This is a genomic window from Micromonospora sp. NPDC004704 (assembly GCF_053601675.1).
In genome coordinates this window covers 18,408-38,030 of sequence record NZ_JBSGCD010000034.1, presented here as the reverse complement: position 1 = coordinate 38,030, position 19,623 = coordinate 18,408, and the positions used below count along the sequence as shown (strand labels likewise).

14 protein-coding genes, 1 pseudogene and 1 riboswitch are annotated in these 19,623 nt (G+C 69.3%); of the genes and pseudogenes, 6 read left to right on the top strand and 9 right to left on the bottom strand.

Annotated features, from left to right (window positions below; all coding sequences use genetic code 11):
* Positions 1–26: 26 nt before the first annotated feature.
* The 4 genes from ACWEFB_RS31280 to ACWEFB_RS31265 form a co-directional block, all read right to left on the bottom strand.
* A complete protein-coding gene (locus ACWEFB_RS31280) occupies positions 27–1,040 on the bottom strand; it encodes a LacI family DNA-binding transcriptional regulator (protein ID WP_326558097.1) in 1,014 nt (337 codons plus the stop codon).
* A gap of 104 nt (positions 1,041–1,144) precedes the next feature.
* Positions 1,145–1,990: a carbohydrate ABC transporter permease gene (locus tag ACWEFB_RS31275; protein WP_326558098.1), complete on the bottom strand. Its 846-nt coding sequence runs from the start codon at positions 1,988–1,990 to the stop codon at positions 1,145–1,147.
* On the bottom strand, positions 1,987–2,994 hold the full coding sequence (locus tag ACWEFB_RS31270; protein WP_452291159.1) for a carbohydrate ABC transporter permease: 1,008 nt from the start codon (positions 2,992–2,994) through the stop codon (positions 1,987–1,989). Before ACWEFB_RS31270 ends, ACWEFB_RS31275 begins: the two co-directional genes overlap by 4 nt.
* 57 nt (positions 2,995–3,051) lie before the next feature.
* Entirely contained in the window at positions 3,052–4,344 is a 1,293-nt protein-coding gene (locus ACWEFB_RS31265) for an extracellular solute-binding protein (RefSeq protein ID WP_452291157.1), read from the bottom strand.
* 252 nt (positions 4,345–4,596) lie between these two features.
* On the opposite strand from ACWEFB_RS31265, the gene ACWEFB_RS31260 reads away from it, so the two are divergent.
* From ACWEFB_RS31260 to ACWEFB_RS31245, 4 genes are all read left to right on the top strand, one after another.
* Complete coding sequence (locus tag ACWEFB_RS31260; RefSeq protein ID WP_452291155.1) at positions 4,597–6,228, top strand: glycoside hydrolase family 43 protein; 1,632 nt, start codon at positions 4,597–4,599, stop codon at positions 6,226–6,228.
* A gap of 338 nt (positions 6,229–6,566) precedes the next feature.
* A complete protein-coding gene (locus tag ACWEFB_RS31255) occupies positions 6,567–7,760 on the top strand; it encodes an endo-1,4-beta-xylanase (RefSeq protein WP_452291152.1) in 1,194 nt (397 codons plus the stop codon).
* Positions 7,761–7,851: 91 nt separating this feature from the next.
* On the top strand, positions 7,852–8,901 hold the full coding sequence (locus tag ACWEFB_RS31250) for a polysaccharide deacetylase family protein (protein ID WP_452291150.1): 1,050 nt from the start codon (positions 7,852–7,854) through the stop codon (positions 8,899–8,901).
* A gap of 109 nt (positions 8,902–9,010) precedes the next feature.
* Positions 9,011–9,718, top strand: a complete 708-nt coding sequence (locus tag ACWEFB_RS31245; RefSeq protein WP_452291148.1) for a polysaccharide deacetylase family protein — start codon at positions 9,011–9,013, stop codon at positions 9,716–9,718.
* 220 nt (positions 9,719–9,938) lie between these two features.
* Here the strand turns inward: ACWEFB_RS31245 and ACWEFB_RS31240 are convergent, their stop codons facing one another.
* From ACWEFB_RS31240 to ACWEFB_RS31230, 3 genes and pseudogenes are all read right to left on the bottom strand, one after another.
* A complete protein-coding gene (locus ACWEFB_RS31240) occupies positions 9,939–10,958 on the bottom strand; it encodes a ribonucleotide-diphosphate reductase subunit beta (protein ID WP_452291146.1) in 1,020 nt (339 codons plus the stop codon).
* A 31-nt stretch (positions 10,959–10,989) separates the two neighbouring features.
* Positions 10,990–13,330, bottom strand: a pseudogene (locus ACWEFB_RS31235) (ribonucleoside-diphosphate reductase subunit alpha); the annotation flags it as partial.
* Positions 13,331–13,510: 180 nt separating this feature from the next.
* Positions 13,511–13,744, bottom strand: a riboswitch (cobalamin riboswitch).
* Positions 13,745–13,933: 189 nt separating this feature from the next.
* Entirely contained in the window at positions 13,934–14,851 is a 918-nt protein-coding gene (locus ACWEFB_RS31230; protein WP_452291144.1) for an oxidoreductase, read from the bottom strand.
* 98 nt (positions 14,852–14,949) lie between these two features.
* Between ACWEFB_RS31230 and ACWEFB_RS31225 the strand changes: the two genes are divergently transcribed.
* Together ACWEFB_RS31225 and ACWEFB_RS31220 are read left to right on the top strand one after the other, a co-directional pair.
* A complete protein-coding gene (locus ACWEFB_RS31225) occupies positions 14,950–15,516 on the top strand; it encodes a TetR family transcriptional regulator (RefSeq protein WP_452291142.1) in 567 nt (188 codons plus the stop codon).
* Between the two features lie 159 nt (positions 15,517–15,675).
* Positions 15,676–16,836 carry a low temperature requirement protein A gene (locus ACWEFB_RS31220; RefSeq protein WP_326558114.1) on the top strand — a complete coding sequence of 387 codons (1,161 nt, stop codon included), beginning with the start codon at positions 15,676–15,678 and terminating at the stop codon, positions 16,834–16,836.
* 63 nt (positions 16,837–16,899) lie between these two features.
* Here ACWEFB_RS31220 and ACWEFB_RS31215 read toward each other — a convergent pair whose 3' ends face one another.
* Both ACWEFB_RS31215 and ACWEFB_RS31210 read right to left on the bottom strand, forming a co-directional pair.
* The gene (locus tag ACWEFB_RS31215; RefSeq protein WP_452291139.1) at positions 16,900–18,114 is read right to left on the bottom strand and encodes an FUSC family protein; all 1,215 of its coding nucleotides are present in this window, start codon (positions 18,112–18,114) and stop codon (positions 16,900–16,902) included.
* 81 nt (positions 18,115–18,195) lie between these two features.
* Positions 18,196–19,578: a glycosyl hydrolase family 18 protein gene (locus ACWEFB_RS31210; RefSeq protein WP_452291137.1), complete on the bottom strand. Its 1,383-nt coding sequence runs from the start codon at positions 19,576–19,578 to the stop codon at positions 18,196–18,198.
* Between the last annotated feature and the right edge of the window lie 45 nt (positions 19,579–19,623).

Below are 19,623 nucleotides of genomic sequence, written 5' to 3'. Positions count from 1 at the left end.
GACCAACAAGCCGAGGATGCGGTGGCTCAGCCGCGCGGAGGTGCGGTGCTGTCCCGGACGACCAGCTCGGTGGCGAGTTCGACCCGAGGGCTCTCGATCTTCTCCCGTTGGGCGAGGCGCAACACCGTACGGGCGGCGAGCATGCCCATCTCCGCCAGGGGCTGACGCACGGTGGTCAGCGGGGGCGAGCACCAACGTACTTCGGGCAGGTCGTCGAAGCCGACAACGCTGACGTCGTCGGCTACCCGCAGGCCCCGGCGACGGATGGCCTCGTACACACCGAGGGCCATCTGGTCGCTGGAGGCGAAAATCGCGGTGGGCGGGTCGGGCAGTTCCAGCAGCAGGCTGCCGCCGGTGTAGCCGGCCTCGTGGTAGAAGTTGCCGGGTCGGATGAGCTTGCCGTCGACGGGCAGCCCGGCGGCCTCCATCGCGGTCCGGTAGCCGTCGAGTCGGGTGCGGCTGCACAGCAGTTGCGGGGGCCCGGCGATGAACCCGATCCGGCGGTGGCCGAGGCCGATCAGGTACTCGGTCGCCCGCAGACTGCCGGTCCAGTTGGCCGCGCCGATCGTGGGCGCACCCTGGGTGGGTACGCCCCCGGGGTCGACGATGACCACGGGGATGTTGAGCCGACGCAGTTCGGCCTGCAGCGGCGGCTCCAGGGCGGAGGTCACGAAGATGACCCCCTCGGTGGTACGGGCGCGCATGTTGTCGAGCCACTGCTTGGCCGACGACGTCTTTCGGTGGATCGCCGAGACGACGGTCCCCACATCGGCGGCGTGCGCGACATCCTCGACCCCACGGATGATCTCGACCGCCCAGGGACTGTCCAGATCGTTGAAGACCAGGTCGATCAGACCGGCGGTGCTCCGTACGGCGGTGGGCCTGCGCTGGTAACCGTGGCGGTTGAGGACCTGCTCGACGCGTTCGCGCGTTTCCGCCGAGACGTCGGAGCGGCCGTTGATGACCCGCGAAACCGTCGGTACGGAGACGCCGACCTCGCGGGCGATGGCCGCGATGGTGACCTTGCGGTTGTCGCCCACGCCAGGTTGCTCCTTCTCTGTTGCGCCATCGGATGGATCTCGGGGTCACGGGCTCGGTGCCGGTGCGGTACGGGCCGGGCCCGCAACGGGGCGGGCCCGGCCGTTCAGCCCTTCACACTGCCGGCGAGCCCACCGATGAGCTGACGTTCGGCGACCGCGTAGAAGGCCAGGGCGGGAACCATGGAGAGCACGACGTAGGCCAGGACACGGGCGGTGTCGTCGGCGTACTGGCCCTGGAAGGCCTGCACCCCGACCGGGAGGGTCCACCAGCTCTGGTCGGTGAAGACGACCAGCGGCAGCATGAAGTTGTTCCAGCTCGCGACGATCGCGAGCACGGAGACGGTGGCCAGGGCGGGCCTGGCCATGGGCAGCAGGATCCGCCAGAAGAAGGCGAACGGCCCGCATCCGTCCAGCGTTGCCGCCTCCTCCACCTCGCCGGGAATGGTTCGGAAGAACGACCGCAGGATGATGATCGTGACGGGTAGCCCGAACGCGGCCTGGGGCAGGATGACCCCCAGCGGGTTGTCCAGCAGACCCATGCTGCGCAGCAGGATGAACAGCGGCAGGATCGCCACCGTGAACGGGAACATCAGCCCGACGGCGAACAGGGTGAACAGGAACTCCCTGCCCCGGAAGGTGAACCGGGCGAACACGAACGCCGCCATCGCCGAGGCGCCGACCACGATCAGTACGGTGGCCAGGGCGATCAGGGTGCTGTTGCCGAGCTGCCGCCAGAACACCCCGGAGGCGAGGATGGCGGTGTAGTTGCCCGGCACCCACGGGTGCGGCAGCCCGAGCGGGTTGGTGGAGAGCTGACCGTTGTCCTTGAACCCGCCGAGCACCCCGAACGCGATCGGTACGACGATGGACGCCCCGATGACTATCGACACGACGTGCAGGGTCAACCGGCGCACGCGGGCGGAGGTGCTGGCCTGCTGGCTCGTGGTCATCGTTGGACCCCCCGGGTGGTCAGCGCGCCCTCGATGTCCCGCCGCAGCACGAAGCGCTGGTAGAGCAGGGCGAAGACGAGGCTGAGCAGGAACATGATGATGCTGATGGCGCTGGCGTAACCGACTTCGAAGCGGCGGAAGCCGTACTGGAACATCGTCACGGCCAGGGTTTCGGAGGAGCGGATCGGCCCGCCGCCGGTGAGTACCCAGACCATGTCGAAGAGCTGGATGGTGCCGATCACGGAGAGGAACACGCTGATCCGGATGGTCGGGCCGAGCAGCGGCAGGGTGACGTGCCGGAAGACCTGCCAGGCGGTGGCGCCGTCGGTGGTGGCGGCCTCGGTCAGCTCCTTGGGGATGCCCTGCCGGCCGGCCAGGTAGAGGATCATGTAGAAGCCGAAGTACTTCCACGAGATCACGAAGAACAGGGCGTAGAGCACGGTGGCGGGGTCGGCGAAGAGCGATCCGCCGAGGTCGGCGGCGCCGAACCAGCCGAAGACGGTGGTGCTCAGGCCCCGGTTGGGCGAGAAGACGAGGGTGAACAGCACCGCCGTCGTCACCTCGGACAACACGTACGGGGCGAAGAACACCAGCCGGTAGACCGCCCGCCCGCGCAGCGGCTGGTTGAGCAGCATCGCCAGGGCCAGCGACACGGGAAGCTGGACGAGCACCGAGAGCGCGATGAGGATCAGACCGCGCCGCAGGTCGCCCAGGAACACCGGATCGTCGATGGCACGGGTGAAGTTGTCCAGGCCGACGAAGTTCTCCGGCAGGTTGAACCCGTTCCACTTGAACAGGCTGGTGTAGGCGGCGACCAGGATCGGCACGATCACCAGGAGGAGGAACAGCACCAGCGCCGGGGCCAGGAAGATGGCGATGGTACCCAGCCGGCCGAGCGTGGGCCGGGCCCGGCGGCCACGCTGTCGCGTGGCCGCCGGCGGTACGGGTGGGAGCTCGGTCGGCGCGTTGGCGGTGCGCAGGCCGGTGCCGGCCGGTGGGTTCATCCTGCCTGCTCCACTCGCTGGTCGTACCGGGGTGCGGGATTCTGGGGGCGGGGCATGCTACTGGCTCTTCGCCACCGTGGTGATGTCCTTGACGATCTGTTCGGGCGTCTTGGACCCGGCGACCAGCTCGGCGATGCTGTCGTTGACCTGCTGGCCGACCGCGGGCGGGTAGGCCTGGTCCAGGTAGAGCTGGAAGCCGGTCGCCGCGGCGAGGGTCGAGGCGACCACCTTGTTGTTGGCGTCGGCGATCGCGTCCGCCGCGTCCTTGACGGTCGGCAGCACCGCGCCGGTGGTCGCGGACTTGCGCTGGTTGGCCACCTCGAGCAGGGTCTTGAGGAAGTCGAGGGTCGCGGGCGGGGCGTCCTTGCCGACCGCGAACCCGTTGCCGCCGCCGAACACCTCGCTCGAGGTGCCCTTGCCGCCGTCGACCGACGGGAACGGGAAGAAGCCCAGCTTGTCGCCGAGGCCCTTCTTGCTGGTGGACGAGGAGGCCTGGACGGCCGGCGCCCACTGCCCCATCAGTTCCATGGCCGCACCACCGTTGCCCATGGTGGCGGCCTGGCCGTCCGGCGACCCGTACTCGGCGGCGAGGAAGTCCTTCTGGAACGGCGAGAGCGCGACCAGTTCCTTGAGTCGCGCTCCTGCGGCGATGAAGTCGGGGGTGTCGAAGTTGTGGTCGGTGCCGGCCTTCTTCAGCGCGTCCAGACCGCCGATCCGCATCACCAGGTAGGACCAGTAGAAGTGGGCGGGCCACTTCTCCTTGCCGGCCAGGGCGATCGGGGTGATCCCGGCACTCTTGATCTTGCCGACGGTGGTGAGTAGTTCGCTCCAGGTCGCCGGTGGGGCGGTGATGCCGGCCCTGGTGAAGAGTTCCTTGTTGTACCAGAACCCGACCATTCCGACGTCGAACGGGACGCCGTAGATCTTTCCGTCGACGGTGTACGGCTCCACCGACACCGGCAGCAGCGAACCGATCCACGGCTTCACGTCGTCGGTGATGTCCTTGACCAGACCGGCCTCGATCTGCTGCTTCAGTACGCCGCCGCCCCACGACTGGAACAGGTCTGGTGGCGACCCGGCCTGGGTGGCGGTGGTGAGCTTGGTCTTGAACGCCTCGTTCTCCAGCGGCTGGATGGCCACCTTCACGTTGGTGTGCGCGGTCTCGTACTCCTTGGCCATCGCGGCCCAGACGGGCAGCATCGGTTCGGTGTTCTGGATGTGCCACCAGTTGATGGTCTGGGGGCCTTCCGGGTCGGCGGATTCGTCGTTGCCGCAGCCGGCCAGCAGGAACGCGCCGGCGCTGGCACCGGCGAGGCCCAGCAGGGATCTGCGGGAGAGGTGCGCCGTCATGAGCCATCCCTTCGAGGTACGTACGAGGTACTCGGATGCCGATCAGTCAGCGGGAGGTGTTAAACGGCCCCGGAAGTTTCGGCAAGAGACCGGTATTTTCGATTGATGACGGGCACGTTACGACGCGACGAAGGTGCCGGTCAAGGTCTGTCGTGTCTCGACTTTGCCGGTTATCGTGAGCGAGAATTTCGACATCTTGACGCGAAACTTCCGGACAACCGCCGGAAGCACGATCGTCAGAGGGGACGAACTATGTCGACCGACATCGCGAGCGTCACGACGACCGCCGGATCGATCCGCAACCCCATCCTCAGCGGCTTCCACCCGGACCCGTCGATCCTGCGGGTGGGCGACGACTACTACCTGGCCACCTCGACCTTCGAGTGGTACCCGGGCGTACGGGTGCACCACTCGCGTGACCTGGTGCACTGGCGGGCCCTGGGTGGTGTGATCACCGAGCGACGCCTGCTGGACCTGCGCGGTGCCGGCGACTCCAACGGGGTGTGGGCCCCCGACCTGTCCTACGCCGACGGCCTGTTCCACCTCGTCTACAGCGACGTGGCCAGCTTCGCCAGCGGCTACTGGGACCCGCAGAACTACCTCATCACCGCCCCGACGATCGACGGCCCCTGGTCGGACCCGATCCCGCTGCACGCGCACGGCTTCGACGCCTCGCTCTTCCATGACGACGACGGCAGCAGTTGGCTGCTGGCCATGAGTGCCGACTGGCGGCCGGGCCGTGACCGCTTCGGTGGCATCGAGATCCAGCGCTACGACCGGGCCGAGCGCAAACTCGTCGGGAACGCCCGACTCATCTTCGAGGGCACCGAGGTCGGCCTGACCGAGGGCCCGCACATCTACCGGCACGACGGGTGGTACTACCTGCTCACCGCAGAGGGCGGTACGAGCTGGGAGCACCAGGTCAGCATCGCCCGGTCCCGGTCCCTGTTCGGCCCGTACCTGACCGACCCGGCCGGGCCGCTGCTCACCTCCGTCGGCCGTCCCGAACTGCGGTTGCAGAAGGCAGGTCACGGCAGTCTCGTTCGCACCCAGACCGGGCAGTGGTACCTGGCGCACCTGGTCGGGCGGCCCTACACGCCGTTGGGCAACTGTGTGCTGGGCCGGGAGACCGCCCTGCAACGCGTCGAGTGGCCGGCGGACGGGTGGCCCTCGATCCCCGGCGGTGTCCCCGCCGACGAGATCGCGGCACCCGACCTGCCCGCCCACCCGTGGCCGGCGGAACCGGCGACCGACGACTTCGACGACGACTCGCTGGGCGTGTCCTGGTCCACCCTGCGTCGCCCGGCCGGGCCGGACTGGGTCGACCTGAGCAGTCGCGCCTCCCACCTGCGGATCTTGGGCGGGCAGTCGCCGGTCGGCCGGCAGGCGCCGAGCCTGGTCGCCCGCCGGGTCGGCGCCACGCGCTGCTCACTGGAGACGGTGGTGGAGTTCGACCCGGCCGACCATCGGCAGCTCGCCGGCATCACCGGCTACTACAACACCGCGAACTGGTACTACGCCTACCTCACCCGGGCCGACGACGGCCGGCGGGTGCTGGAGGTGCTGAGCTGCGACAGCGGCCGGCTCACCGCGCACCCGGACCTGAGCGTCGACGTCAGTGCCGCCGACCGGGTCGGACTCCGGGTGACCTTCGACGGACCCGTACTGCGCCTGGCGTACCGCGTCGGCGACGGCGCCGGCTGGCACGATCTGCCGGCGGAGTTCGACGCCACCATCCTCTCCGACGAGCACGCCGCCACCGTCATCGACGGCGAGCCCGCAGCCTGGGGCTTCACCGGTGCCTTCCTCGGCCTCTGGGTGCAGGACCTCGGTGCCGACGGCGTCCACGCGGACTACGACTACGCCACCTACCTCGAACACTGACCCACCGGCCGCCCGACCCTCGCCCGTGAGCGTGCGGGCGAGGGTACAGGTCTGTGTACGGGCAGAACCGAAACTTTCGGGCCGATCCGGAAGTTTTCAGGCCAGCTCACGAGGTATATCGAGCCGCGAATCTGTTGACGACCATCGATTGTCGTCGTAAAGTTTCGGCCAAGTTACGGAAGACCCGTAACGCACGAGAGCAGGCGCGGCGCTCGTCCGCGCAGGTACAGACACCGCAGTGACGCTTCCGCGACGGGGGCAGCTTCCGCCTGCCCGGATCTCCCGTCCGCGCGACCGATCCGCCTGTCATTCCCGTCCCAGTCCTGAGAGGACGCCCGATGAAGCTGCGACGATGGATAGTCGTCGGCGCCGTCGCCCTGGCGACCGCCGGCACCCTGAACAGCCTGCCCGCCTCGGCGGGGCGCACGGTCCAACCCGGCGACCAGAGCCTTCGTGCACTCGGCATGCGGCACGACCTCTACATCGGCACCGCGGTCGACATGGCCGCCCTGAACGACCCGGCCGACCCGCAGTACCGGCAGCTCGCCGCCTCGCAGTTCTCCTCGGTGACCGCCGAGAACGTGATGAAGTGGGAAAGCCTCGAGCCCACCCGGGGCACCTACAACTGGGCGCCGGCCGACGAGCTGATCGCCTTCGCGAAGCAGAACAACCAGCGGGTACGCGGCCACGTACTGGTGTGGCACAACCAGTTGCCGGGCTGGCTCACCGCCGGTGTCGCCGACGGCTCGATCGACCGGGAGGAACTGCGCGGCATCCTGCGCAACCACATCACCACCGTGGTCAAGCACTTCAAGGGCAAGATCTGGCAGTGGGACGTGGTCAACGAGGCGGTCAGCGACCCCTGGGACAACCCGCCGGCCCTGCACTACAAGGGCTTCTGGGCCGAGCACCTCGGTCCCGACTACGTCGCCGACGCGTTCCGCTGGGCCCGGGCCGCCGATCCCAACGCCCTGCTGTTCTACAACGACTACAACATCGAGGCGTTCGGCTCGGGTGACCCGACCAACGACAAGACCCAGTTCGTGTACGACATGGTCAAGCGACTCCGTACGTCCGGGGTGCCGATCGACGGTGTGGGCAGCCAGGGCCACCTCGGCACCCAGTACGGCAACTACGACACCCTCCAGGTCGCCGACGCACTCAAGCGTTTCACCGACCTCGGCCTGGCCACCGCGTTCACCGAGGTCGACGTACGCAGCCAGATGACACCCGGGGTCCAGGCCGGCGACTCCAACGAGATCAACCCCCGGCTCCAGGCGTCGGCGGCCAACTACAGCGTCCTGTTGCAGGCCTGCCTGTCCAACCGGCGGTGCCTGTCGTTCACCGTCTGGGGCTTCACCGACCGGCACTCCTGGATCCCCGGTTGGTTCGAGAACCCGCCGGAGGGCCTGGCCACCCTGTACGACGAGAACTACCAGCCCAAGCGGGCGTACAACACGGTCAAGGCAGATCTGATCTACGCCGGAGCGCCGTACGTGCTGCCGCGCATCCCGCAGAAGCCGCGCCGGTAGACGCGTACCGATCCGACCCGCTCGGCCGTCCCGCCGGGCGTCGTCGCACCGCCCGTACCCATGAACCTCCTTCGTTCCGAGGAGCCGGCCCATGTCACCCACCCACCGCCTGTCCCGACCCGCTCTCGCGCTCACCGCCCTCGTCACCGTCGTGGCCGCGACCGCCGTCGCGCTCACCGCCGGACCGTCGGCCGCGGCCGCCAACTGCAGCAACGGGTACGTCGCCCTGACCTATGACGACGGCCCCAACCCCGGCACCACCAGTACGCTGATCAATACGCTCACCGCCAACGGGGTACGCGCCACCTTCTTCAACATCGGGCAGAAGGCCCAGCAGAACCAGGCGCTCGTCCGGGCCCAGCAGCAGGCCGGCATGTGGATCGGCAACCACAGCTGGACCCACCCGCACCTGACCCAGCTGAGCGCCGCGCAGATCACCTCGGAACTCAGCCAGACCCAGCAGGCCATCCAGCAGGCGACCGGCACCGCACCACGGCTGTTCCGACCCCCCTATGGCGAGACGAACGCCACCCTCAGGTCGGTCGAGTCCCAGCTCGGGCTCACCGAGGTGCTGTGGAGCGTGGACTCGCAGGACTGGAACGGCGCGAGCACCGCGCAGATCGTGCAGGCCGCCGGCACCCTGCAGAACGGCGGGGTGATCCTCATGCACGACGGTTACCAGACCACGATCAACGCCATCCCGCAGATCGTCGCGAACCTCACCAGCCGCAACCTCTGCGCGGGCATGATCTCCACCAGCACCGGCCGAGCGGTCGCCCCGGACGGCGGCGGCAACCCCGGCCCGACGGCCACCCCGACGACACCCCCGGCCGGCGGCGGCAGTTGCACGGCCAGCTACCGCGAGACGCAGCGCTGGGGCGACCGGTTCAACGGCGAGGTCACCATCCGCGCCGGCGGCACCGCCCTGACCAGTTGGACCGGCACCGTGACCCTGCGCAGCCCGCAGCGGGTCTCCACGGTCTGGAACGGCAGCCCAAGCTGGGACAGCAGCGGGGTGGTGATGACCGTCCGACCCAGCGGCAACGGCAACGTGCCGGCGGGTGGCAGCACCACCTTCGGCTTCACCGTCATGGCCAACGGCAACTGGACCGCCCCGACGGTCTCCTGCCGTACGCCCTGACCGACGGAATCCGCTCGGCCGGCGTACCCGCCGGGTCGCCGGCCGAGCGGAGATCCCCACCCATCCGGTACCGATCCCGCCGGCTGCGGCGGAGGAAGGCGGACCTGCCATGCCACCACCGTTCACCCGCCCGCTCATCCGAGCCGGCATCGCCCTGGGCGCACTCGGACTCGTGCTCGCCGCGGGCGGTCCAGCCCGGGCGCACCGGCCCGGCCCGAGCACCGAGATCGTCGACACCGCACGGGGGAGCGGGTCCGTGGTCAGCTTCACCTTCGACGACGGACCCAACCCCGCCGACACCCGCCGGCTGCTCTCGGTCCTGCACAGAAACCGGATCCAGGCCGTCTTCTGCCTCTGGGGCGACCACGTCAACGAACACCCCGACCTGGTACGCCGGATCGCCGCCGCCGGACACACGCTGTGCAACCACGGCATGCGCCACGACGACATGAGCACCTGGACCCCGGAACAGATCAGGGCGGACCTCCGCGAGACCAACGCCGCGATCCGCCGGGCGGTTCCCGGCGCCGCCATCCCGTACTTCCGTGCTCCCTACGGGAGTTGGGGACAGACCCCGGTCGTCGCCGCCCGCCTCGGCATGCAACCGCTGGGTTGGCGTCTCGCCATCGCCGACTGGGAGACACCCGGCACGGACGTGCTGCTGGGGCGCCTGCTGGAGGGCGTCACGCCCGGCGCGGTCGTGCTCATGCACGACGGCGGCGGTGACCGCAGCCAGACCGTCGACGCCGTCGAGCAGGCCATTCCCGTCCTCCGGTCGCAGGGATGGCGGTTCACCCTGCCGGCCCGTACCCGCTGACCGGCGCCCGTGCCGGACCCGGCGGTGTGCAGGTCGTCGAGAACTTCCGTCTTCGACCGGGACGCCCCGATGCTGGTGACATCCGCGTCCAGGGCTCTATCGCGGGCAGGGTCTCCCCGAACTCCGAGTAGCACAGATGCGTCGATCAGAGGGCGGACCGACACCGCGTGTCACCTTGCGGTGGTGGGTGGGCCGTCGACCCACCCACCACCGGAGACGCTCAGAAGTCGTCGTCGAAGCTGACCGTGCCGCTCACCCCGACCTGGTACGCCGACACCCGGCGCTCGAAGAAGTTCGACAACTCCTGGACGTCCTGCAACTCCATGAACGCGAACGGGTTCTTCGACCCGTACATCGGGGCGAGGTCGAGTTGCGCGAGCCGCCGGTCGGCGACGTGCTGGAGGTACTCGCGCATGTCCGGCAGGGACATTCCGGAAACACCCTGTTCGAGCAGGTCCTCGGCGAACTGGACCTCACACTCGACCGCCTCGGCGAGCATGTCGCGTACCTGCTGGCGCATCTCGTCGTCGAACAGGTCCGGTTCCTCCCGGCGGACCGTGTCGACGACGTCGAAGGCGAACGCCATGTGCATCGACTCGTCGCGGAACACCCAGTTGGTCCCGGAGGCGAGCCCGTGCAGCAACCCCCGGGAGCGGAGGAAGTAGACGTAGGCGAAGGCGCCGTAGAAGAACAATCCCTCGATGCAGGCGGCGAAGCAGATCAGGTTCAGCAGGAACGCCCGCCGGTCCTCGCGGCTGCGCAGCTCCCGCAGTTCGAAGATGGAGTCGATCCAGCGGAAGCAGAACTGGGCCTTGCGCCGGATCGACGGGATGTTCTCGATCGCGTCGAAGGCGGCGAACCGCTCCTGTTCGTCCGGCACGTACGTGTCGAGCAGGTTCAGGTAGAACTGGACGTGCACCGCCTCCTCGAAAAGCTGCCGGGACAGGTAGAGCCGGCCCTCCGGGGAGTTGACGTGCTGGTAGAGGTTGAGGACCAGGTTGTTGGCGACGATGGTGTCACCGGTGGCGAAGAACGCGACCAGCCGGCTGACCAGGTGCCGTTCGGCCGAGGTCAGCCGGCCGAGGTCGGCCAGGTCGGAGTGCAGGTCGACCTCCTCGACGGTCCAGGTGTTCCTGATCGCGTCGCGGTACCGGTCGAAGAAGTGCGGGTAGCGCATCGGCCGCAGGGTCAGGTCCATCCCCGGGTCGAGCAACATGGAGGTCCTGTCGGTGCTCGTCATCGTGTTGCCTCACGTGTGGGTGCGGGTGGGGCTACTGGCAGGCGTCGCAGGACTCGGGGTTCTCCAGCGAGCAGGCGACCGCGTCGGTGTCGACGGCGACCGGGCGGTTGATGGCGACGGTGGCCTGCTGGATCCGGGTCGCGGGCCGGGACCGCAGGTAGTAGGTGGTCTTCAGCCCCGACTTCCAGGCGTACAGGTACATCGAGGAGAGCTTGCCGATGTTCGGTGCGCTCATGAACAGGTTCAGCGACTGGCTCTGGTCGATGTACGGGGAACGGGCGGCGGCCAGGTCGATCAACGCCCGTTGGGGCAGCTCCCACGCGGTCCGGAACAGCTCCCGTACGTCCGCCGGCAGCGACTCGATGCCCTGGACCGAACCCTCCGCCCGCCGGATCTCGGTACGGACCTGCTCGGTCCACCGGCCGAGCGCCTTGAGCTCCCGTACCAGGGCGGTGTTGATCTGCAGGAACTCCCCGGACAGGGTCTCCCGCTTGAACAGGTTGGACACCTGCGGCTCGATGCACTCATAACAGCCGGCGATGGAGGCGATGGTCGCCGTCGGTGCGATCGCGACCAGCAGCGAGTTGCGCAGACCGTGTGCCGCGATCCGCTGCCGTACCGCGTCCCAGCGCTGCTCCTGCGTCGGGGTCACGCCCCACAGGTCGGGCTGGAGCTGACCACGGGCCGCCCGGGTCTGCGCGTACGCCGGATGCGGGCCGAACTGTTCGGCCAGGTCGGCGGAGGTTTCCAGGGCGGTCAGGTAGATCTCCTCGGAGATCCTGGTGGACAGCTCCAACGCCGGCGCGGAGTCGAACGGCATCCGGAGCGCGAAGAAGGCGTCCTGCAGGCCCATCAGGCCGAGCCCGACCGGGCGCCAGCGGGGGTTGCTCGCCGCCGCCTCGACGCTCGGGTAGTAGTTGATGTCGATCACCCGGTCGAGGAAGAGCACGGCCGTACGTACCGTCTCGCGCAGTCGCTCCCAGTTGATGTCGTCGCCCGCGACGTGCGCGGCCAGGTTGATCGAGCCGAGGTTGCAGACCGCCGTCTCGCCGTCGCTGGAGACCTCGACGATCTCGGTGCAGAGGTTCGACAGGTGTACCACGTTGCCGGGCTCGGCGGTCTGGTTGCAAAGCCGGTTCGACGGGTCCTTGAACGTCATCCACCCGTTGCCGGTCTGGGCCAGGGTCCGCATCATCCGCCCGTACAGGTCACGGGCCCTGACCTGGCGGACGAACCGGCCGGCGGCCTCGGCGGACCGGTAGGCGGCGTCGAACTCGTCGCCCCACAGGTCGGGCAGCTCGGGCACCTCGGCCGGGTCGAACAGCGACCAGGTCTCGTCGGCCTCGACCCGGCGCATGAACTCGTCCGGGATCCAGTTGGCCAGGTTGAGGTTGTGCGTACGCCGGGCGTCCTCACCGGTGTTGTCCCGCAGCTCGAGGAACTCCTCGATGTCCGGGTGCCACGGTTCCAGATAGACACAGGCCGCGCCCTTGCGCCTGCCTCCCTGGTTGACCGCCGCCACGCTCGCGTCCAGCGTCCGCAGCCACGGCACGATCCCGTTCGACAGCCCGTTCGTGCCACGGATCAGCGCACCCCGGGAACGCACCCGCGACCAGGCGATCCCGATCCCGCCGGCGAACTTCGACAGCTTCGCCACCTGGGCGTACCGGTCGTAGATCGAGTCGAGTTCGTCGCGGGGCGAGTCGACCAGGAAACAGGACGACATCTGGGTGTGCGCGGTGCCGGAGTTGAACAGCGTCGGGGAACTCGGCAGGTAGGCGAGAGACGACATCAACCGGTAGAACCCGATCGCCTCACCCGGCGTACGGGACAGGCCGCAGGCGACCCGCAGCAGCCAGTACTGCGGTGTCTCCAGCACCAGCCGGCCGGTCGGGTGCCGTAGCAGGTAACGGTCGTGGACCGTACGCAGCCCGAAGTACTCGAAACGCAGGTCGGCGGTGGGGTCGATGGCATCGTCGAGCTTGCGGGCGTTGATCGCGACGAACTGCGCCGTGTCGTCGCCGATCAGCCCGAGTTCGTGGCCGAGGCGGATCGCCTGGCTGAACGACGCGATGCCCTGGCCGCGTACCTCCTTGTCGACGTATCCGGCCAGGAGTCGGGCCGCGAGCCGGGAGTACTGGGGTTCCTCGCCGATCATCTCGGCGGCGGTCTGGATCGACAACCGGACCAGTTCGGCCGTGGTCGCCCCGTCGTAGAGTCCGCTGATCGTCCGGGTCGCCACCCGCAGCGGGTCGATGTCGTCGAGGTCGTCCGCCCATCGCTCCACCGCCCGGACGATCTTGTTCACGTCGACCGGCTCGAGCGCCGTTGCGCTTGCGCACCTGCATCTGCGTACGCCGCTGTCCCGGCGCGGGCGGATCGCCGTCCGCCGTCGTGCCGTCCGGCACCAACTCTGTGACCGTCACCTGTCGCTCCTCGTGCTCGTCGCCGACGAGGTCCGGAGTGCGCGCAGGCAGGCAGGGACGCACGCGAGGGCGCGCGTCTGTGCCGTCGGCCGTCCCGCGCGGCCTCGGACCGCCGCGCACGGATGGCCCGGCGCGGCGCGGCTGGCAGGTCTTCGGACTCATGGGCGCGGTCACGGGAACCCGTGACCCCCTACTGACCGTCGCTTCCCAGGCCACCCGGCAGAGGCCGGTTGTCTCCCAGTGCTGTGTGACGGTTGTCGTTCCCACTCACCGCTGCGGGGCAGTCCCGGACTTCCACCGGGTTCCCTCTTGCCTCAGCCGGGTTGGATGCCCGGCTGAACCAGTCGCGCCACAGACTATATATGGGGGAGGGCTGGACACCGAACACCAGATGTCGTGTCGGTGTGTTGGTAAGTGCGGACCCGGTAGCGTCCATCGAGGTTGGTCGCCCGGACTCCGCGTACGCCCACCGCACCGTCCGTAATGGTCCCTGCCGGCACGTCGCGGCCCGGGCAGTGGACCCCGGCGTACGTCACTGAGCGCTACCGGTCAGAGAGGGAAGGGGACGCCGGTGAGGCGTTCGCTGTCGGCCCACAGCCGCCTGCCCTCGGCCGGGTCGTCGGCGCCGCGCGGCAGGGCGACCGGTTTCGGCGTGCCGGCGGTCTGGTTGCGGGAGGCGGGGCCGATGAACGCGCCGGCGTGGACGTCGGGGCTGGTCGCGGCGTAGAGGCTGGGCCACGCGGCGCCCTCCGGCGAGCCCATCAGGAACCTCTCCATCACCCCGCTGAGCGCCCGGAGGAGCGCACCTCGGGTGTGCTGTTGGAGGTTGGTCATGGCGGCGCCGGGGTGGATCACCACGGGGGTGATGGTCGTCCCGGCGAGGCGGCGGGCGAGTTCCCGGGTGAAGACGACGTTGGCGCGCTTGGACTTCGCGTACGCGGCCATCGGGCGGTAGCGTTCCTCGCTCATCAGGTCGGTCAGTGCCCCGCTGCGCCAGGTCGCGGCGATCGCGCTGACCGTCACGATCCGGGCCGCGGGGGAGCGCTGTAGGGCGGGCAGGACCTGGGCGGTGAGCGCGAAGTGGCCGAGGTGGTTGGTGCCGAAGGTCAGCTCGAACCCGTTCGTGGTCGTCCGGCGTTCCGGGATGTTCATCACCCCGGCGTTGTTGACCAGCAGGTCGAGGGTCTCGGTCGCGGTGACCCGCTCGGCCGCCTCCCTGACCGAGGCCAGGTCACCCAGATCCAGGACCAGGGTTTCCAGGTCCGCCTGCGGCAGTTCGGCGCGCAGCGTACGGACCGCGTCGTCGAGCCGTGCCCGGCTCCGCCCGGCCAGGATCACCCGTGCCCCGTGCCGGGCGAGGACCCGTGCCGTTTCCAGCCCGATTCCGCTGTTCGCGCCCGTGATGAGGGCGGTACGCCCGGTCTGGTCGGGGATCGCCTCGGGAGTCCAGTGATCGTGGTTCGGCATCGCGCTCCTCCTTCGTAGTGAACATTCATTCAGTAAGGCGACGATATCCACGGTCGAGGCGGCTTGTCAAATGAATGTTCAGTAGGCAAGCTGGGAGCATGAGTACCCGTGACCCGGAGACCAAACGTCAGCGCCTGCTGGAGGCGGCCCTGTCGGAGTTCGCCGCGTACGGCCTGGCCGGGGCGCGGGTCGACCGGCTCGCCAAGCGGGCGGGGATCAGCGCCGGCCTCGTCTACTCGTTCTACGAGAACAAGGAGGGCCTGTTCGAGGCGGTTTTCGACGCGATCGTCGAGCAGGTGGTCGCGGGGGTCCCGATGGACGCCGACGACCTGGGCGAGTACGCCGCACGCCTCTACGACGGCGGGCTGGCCCACCCCGAGGTGATGCGGTTCGTGGCCTGGTACGAGCTGGAGCGCGGCGACTCGGCCGGCCGGCGGGCGTCCACCTCCGCCGCGATGAAGCAGAAGGTCGACGCGGTGGCGGACGCCCAGCGTCGGGGCGTCGTCACCGACCGGTTCACCGCCGGGCAGATCCTGGCCCTGGTGCAGAACCTCGCCAACATGTGGCAGATGCAGGGCGCCGACTTCCTGGAGCTCGTACCCGAGCAGACCCGGCGTACGACGATCGTGGACGCCGTACGCCGTTTGGTCGCTCCCGCCCGCTGACGGCTCCCGGCGGGCTCGCAGGACCGTTCGTCACCGGATTCCGGGATCGGTTGCCCTCGCCCTGTGGTACGACTGGCTGCGACGACGGATCGGTACGGGGCCGGTTGTCGCCCGAACCGGCAGCCCGGAGGCGGGCGGAAGCGTGGGAACGGGCGGCGCATGACAACGGGTAGAGGCTCCACGCTGATCCGCGACCCGAGCCAACCGCAGCGGGCCACCTACGTGGAGCTCTTCTACGACCTGGTTTTCGTCTTCACCCTCGCCCGGCTCGCCGAGGCGCTGATCGAGGACCTGCACCCGCTCGGTGCGTACGAGGCACTGATCCTCCTGCTCGCGACCTGGTGGGTGTGGTCGTACACCAACCTGGCCACGGACACGCTGGACTCGCAGCGGCCCGCCGTCCAGTTGCTGGTCATCGCGATCATGTTCGGCAGCCTGGTGATGTCGACCGCGATACCCGACGCGTTCGACGGTCGGGGACCGCTCTTCGCCTCCGCGTACGTCGGGATCCACCTCGGCCGCAGCGTGGTGCTCGCGTTCATCCTGCGCCACCACCGGCTGCGCAACCGGCCGCTGCGCGGCATCTTCTGGTTCGGCGTCTCCGGCGTGCTCTGGTTCGTCGGCGCCTTCGTCACCGGCGGGCTGCGGGTGCTGTTCTGGACGGTGGCGCTCGCCGTGGACTACCTCGTGCCGGTGTTGCGCTGGCCCACGCCGAAGCTGGGCCGGTCACCGGCCTGGGAGTGGAACATGGCCGGGGAGCACCTCGCCGAGCGGTACCGGCAGTTCATGATCATCGCGCTCGGCGAGACCATCGTGATCACCGCCCGGACCTTCCGGAGCAGTGACTACGGGTCCCAGCGCGTCTTCGCCTTCGTCACCGCGTTCGCCACCACGGTCCTGCTCTGGTGGATCTACTTCTACCGGACGAGGGAGAAGCTCGGCAGTGCCATCACCGGCTCGGCCGACCCGGGCCGGGAGACAAAGTGGGCCGGGTACGCACACCTGGTCATGGTGGCCGGCGTCGTACTCACCACGGTCGGCGACGAGTTGATCATCAGGCACCCGTACGGCCCGATGGAGGGGAGCTGGGTCGCGGTCATCATCGGCGGCCCGGTGCTGTTCCTCGTCGGTCGCACCATGTTGGGGCACGAGGTCTTCGTGCACGTGGCCCACCCCTGGCTGGTCGGCCTCGTGGTCCTGGTCGCCATGGCGCCGGCGATGATCTTCCTGGCCCCGGTCGCCGTTGCCGGCACGGTGGTGGCGGTGCTGTTCGGGATCGTGCTCACCGACGCCCTCAGCGTCCGGGAGCGGCGGAGCTGACGGGCGAGCGGGCGGACGGGCGCGGCGGCTGCCGCGCGGCGTACGGCTGGTCCCGGGTCATACTCAGCCAGGCCACGGTCGGACCGGTACGGGTTCCTGACCGTTCGACGCGTCGCGTACGAGGCTCCGCGCGTCGGTGCGGCTGATGCTGGTGGCCCGGAGCAGGTCGACGACGGCACTGCGGATCTGCGCGACCACCACGGTGCCCGACAGGTCGACCCCCTCGGCCCTGGCCCGGCCCGCGTCGCTGACCGCCCGCAGGGCCGCCCGACGCGCCTCCCGTGGCTCCCAGCCCCGGGTGAACTCGTAGTTCAGCAGGCGGATGGCCTCGCTGAGGTTCTTAACCGCCGGTGGCAGGCTGGCCGGAACCGGCTCGTTGTCCTCGATCAGCACCACGGCTCGCCGGATCAGTCCGCGGCTGTTCCACACGGCGCGGTCCATCTGCTCGACCCCGACCTGGAACTGCGACAGGGCACGGCGTCGATGCCATCGCGCGGGTGCCAGGTCGACCACCTCCTTCGCACCCGCCAGGGCGTCGCGCAGCCGCTCCAGGTCGGTCCCGATCTCCCGGAGCCGGTCCAGTGCCGCCTCGGCGCGACCGGCATCCCGTTGCGCCAGCGCCTGGGCGGTGCGGGACAACTGCTCGGCGAGCTCGTCCAGGGCCGGATGGGCGGCCCGTTCGACCAAACGCAGGGGACTGATCGGCAGGAGCACCACCACGACGATCAGCCCGACCGCGCCGCCGATGACCGCGTCGAGGAACCGGGGCCCCTCCAAATTCGGCGATGACGGGGTCAGGGCGGCGATGAAAACGGCCGTACCACCGGCCTGGCTGACCACGGTCCCGCGTCCGCTGATCACGATCGCGGTGATGATCGCGAGCGTCACCGTGAGCCCGATCTGCCACGGCCCGGTGCCGACCGCGGCGATCAACCCGTCACCGATGGCGATGCCCACCGCCACCCCGAGAATCAGCTCGACGGATCGCCCCAGGCGCTGCCCGATGGAGGAGGCGATGGTGCCGACCGCCGCGGCCGGAGCGAAGATCGGCGCCGGGTCACCCATCAGTTCGTGGGCCACCAACCACGACAGGGCCGCCGCGACGCCGGCCTGGACGGCCAGGATCAGCTTGGTCTGGAGCTGACGGTACCGGTCCCGTCCGGTCGACTCGCCCCGCCGTCGTAGCTCGTCGAGCGCCCGATCGAGCCGCTCGCCCTCGGCGTCGAGGGGCGGCTTCAGCCTCGGCCCGAGGCTCCGCCTCCACCAACTGGCGACCACCGGCCTGCCTACCCCGCTGCGGGGCGGCGAACCGTCGACCAACCGATACCACGCGTTCGCGTGGGGTGGTGGGCGTCGCCGTCAGCGGCCCTGGAGGGCCTTCACGTTGTCGCCGAACGTCCAGTTCCTCGCGCCGTCCCAGTTGATGGACCAGGTCATCAGCCCCTTGAGGCTGCCCTGGTAGCTGTTCCAGGCCTGCGACACCAGCGCGGGGGACATGTGGCCACCGCCGGCGCCCGGTTGGGCGGGCAGTCCGGGCACCTGCTTGTCGTACGGGACCCGGATGGTGGTGCCCTGAATGACCAGTCCGGTGTTCAGGCAGTTGGTCTGCGCGGTGAAGCCCTGGACCGTACCGGCGGCGTAGGAGTCACCGGAGCAGCCGTACATGCTCCCGTTGTAGTACTGCATGTTCAGCCACCACAGCCGGCCGTTGTCGGCGTACTTCTTCACGATCGGCAGGTACGCACCCCAGATCGACCCGTACGTGACGCTGCCCCCGGTGACGTACGCCGTCTCGGGCGCCATCGTGAGACCGAAGTTGGACGGCATCTGGGCGAGCACCCCGTCGATGATGCGGATGAGGTTCGCCTGCGAGGTGGAGAGCTGGTTGATGTTGCCGCTGCCGGTGAGCCCGGTCTCGATGTCGATGTCGATCCCGTCGAAGTTGTACCTCTTCAGGAGCGGTACCACGGTCGCGACGAACCGGTCGGCGACGGCGGTCGAGCTGAGGTCGATGCCGGCGGTGGCGCCGCCGATCGACATCAGGATGGTCAGGCCGGCCGCCTTGGCCTGGCACATCTCGGCCGGGGTCGCGACCTTCACGGTGGCGTCCATGCCGTCTTCCCAGAGGACCGTGCCGTCGGAGCGGATCACCGGGAACGCCGCGTTGATCACGTTGTAGCCGTGTGCCCGGATGCGGGAGTCGGTGATCGGGATCCAGCCGAGCGGCGGGTGCACCCCGTTCGAGGCGCCGTCCCAGTTCTCCCAGTACCCGTGCAGCACCTTGCCCGCCGGCCTCGACTTGACCGCACACGTCCCCGGTCCCGACGTGACCGACGGCGTCGGGGTGGCCGTACGGGTCGGCGTTGGCGTCGGGGTGGTGGTGCGGGTCGGCGTCGGTGAGGGCGTCGGCGTACGGGTGGGAGTGGGTGAGGGGGTCGGGGTGCCGCCGTCGCAGGCGCCGAGATCGCGCCACAACGAGGCGGCGGCGACGGGATTCCACCCCGCACCCGCCGGTGGGGTGTGGGTCACCAGGGACTCGTACAGGCGGCCGTTGTAGGTGACCCGGCTACCCGCCGGATAGGTGACGCCCTCCGCCCACGCCGGTGCGGAGCACACCACCAGCACGTTCGCGGGGCTGCCGTCGACCACTGCGGCGAGGCCGTTCGGTGCCGGTGCGAACCCGGTCACGATGGCTACCGCTGCGCCCGCCACCAGGGCGGTTACCTCACGTCGGAGTCTCATGGCACCCCACCTCGTCGATGGGCAGGAAGCCTATCAATTAAGTTT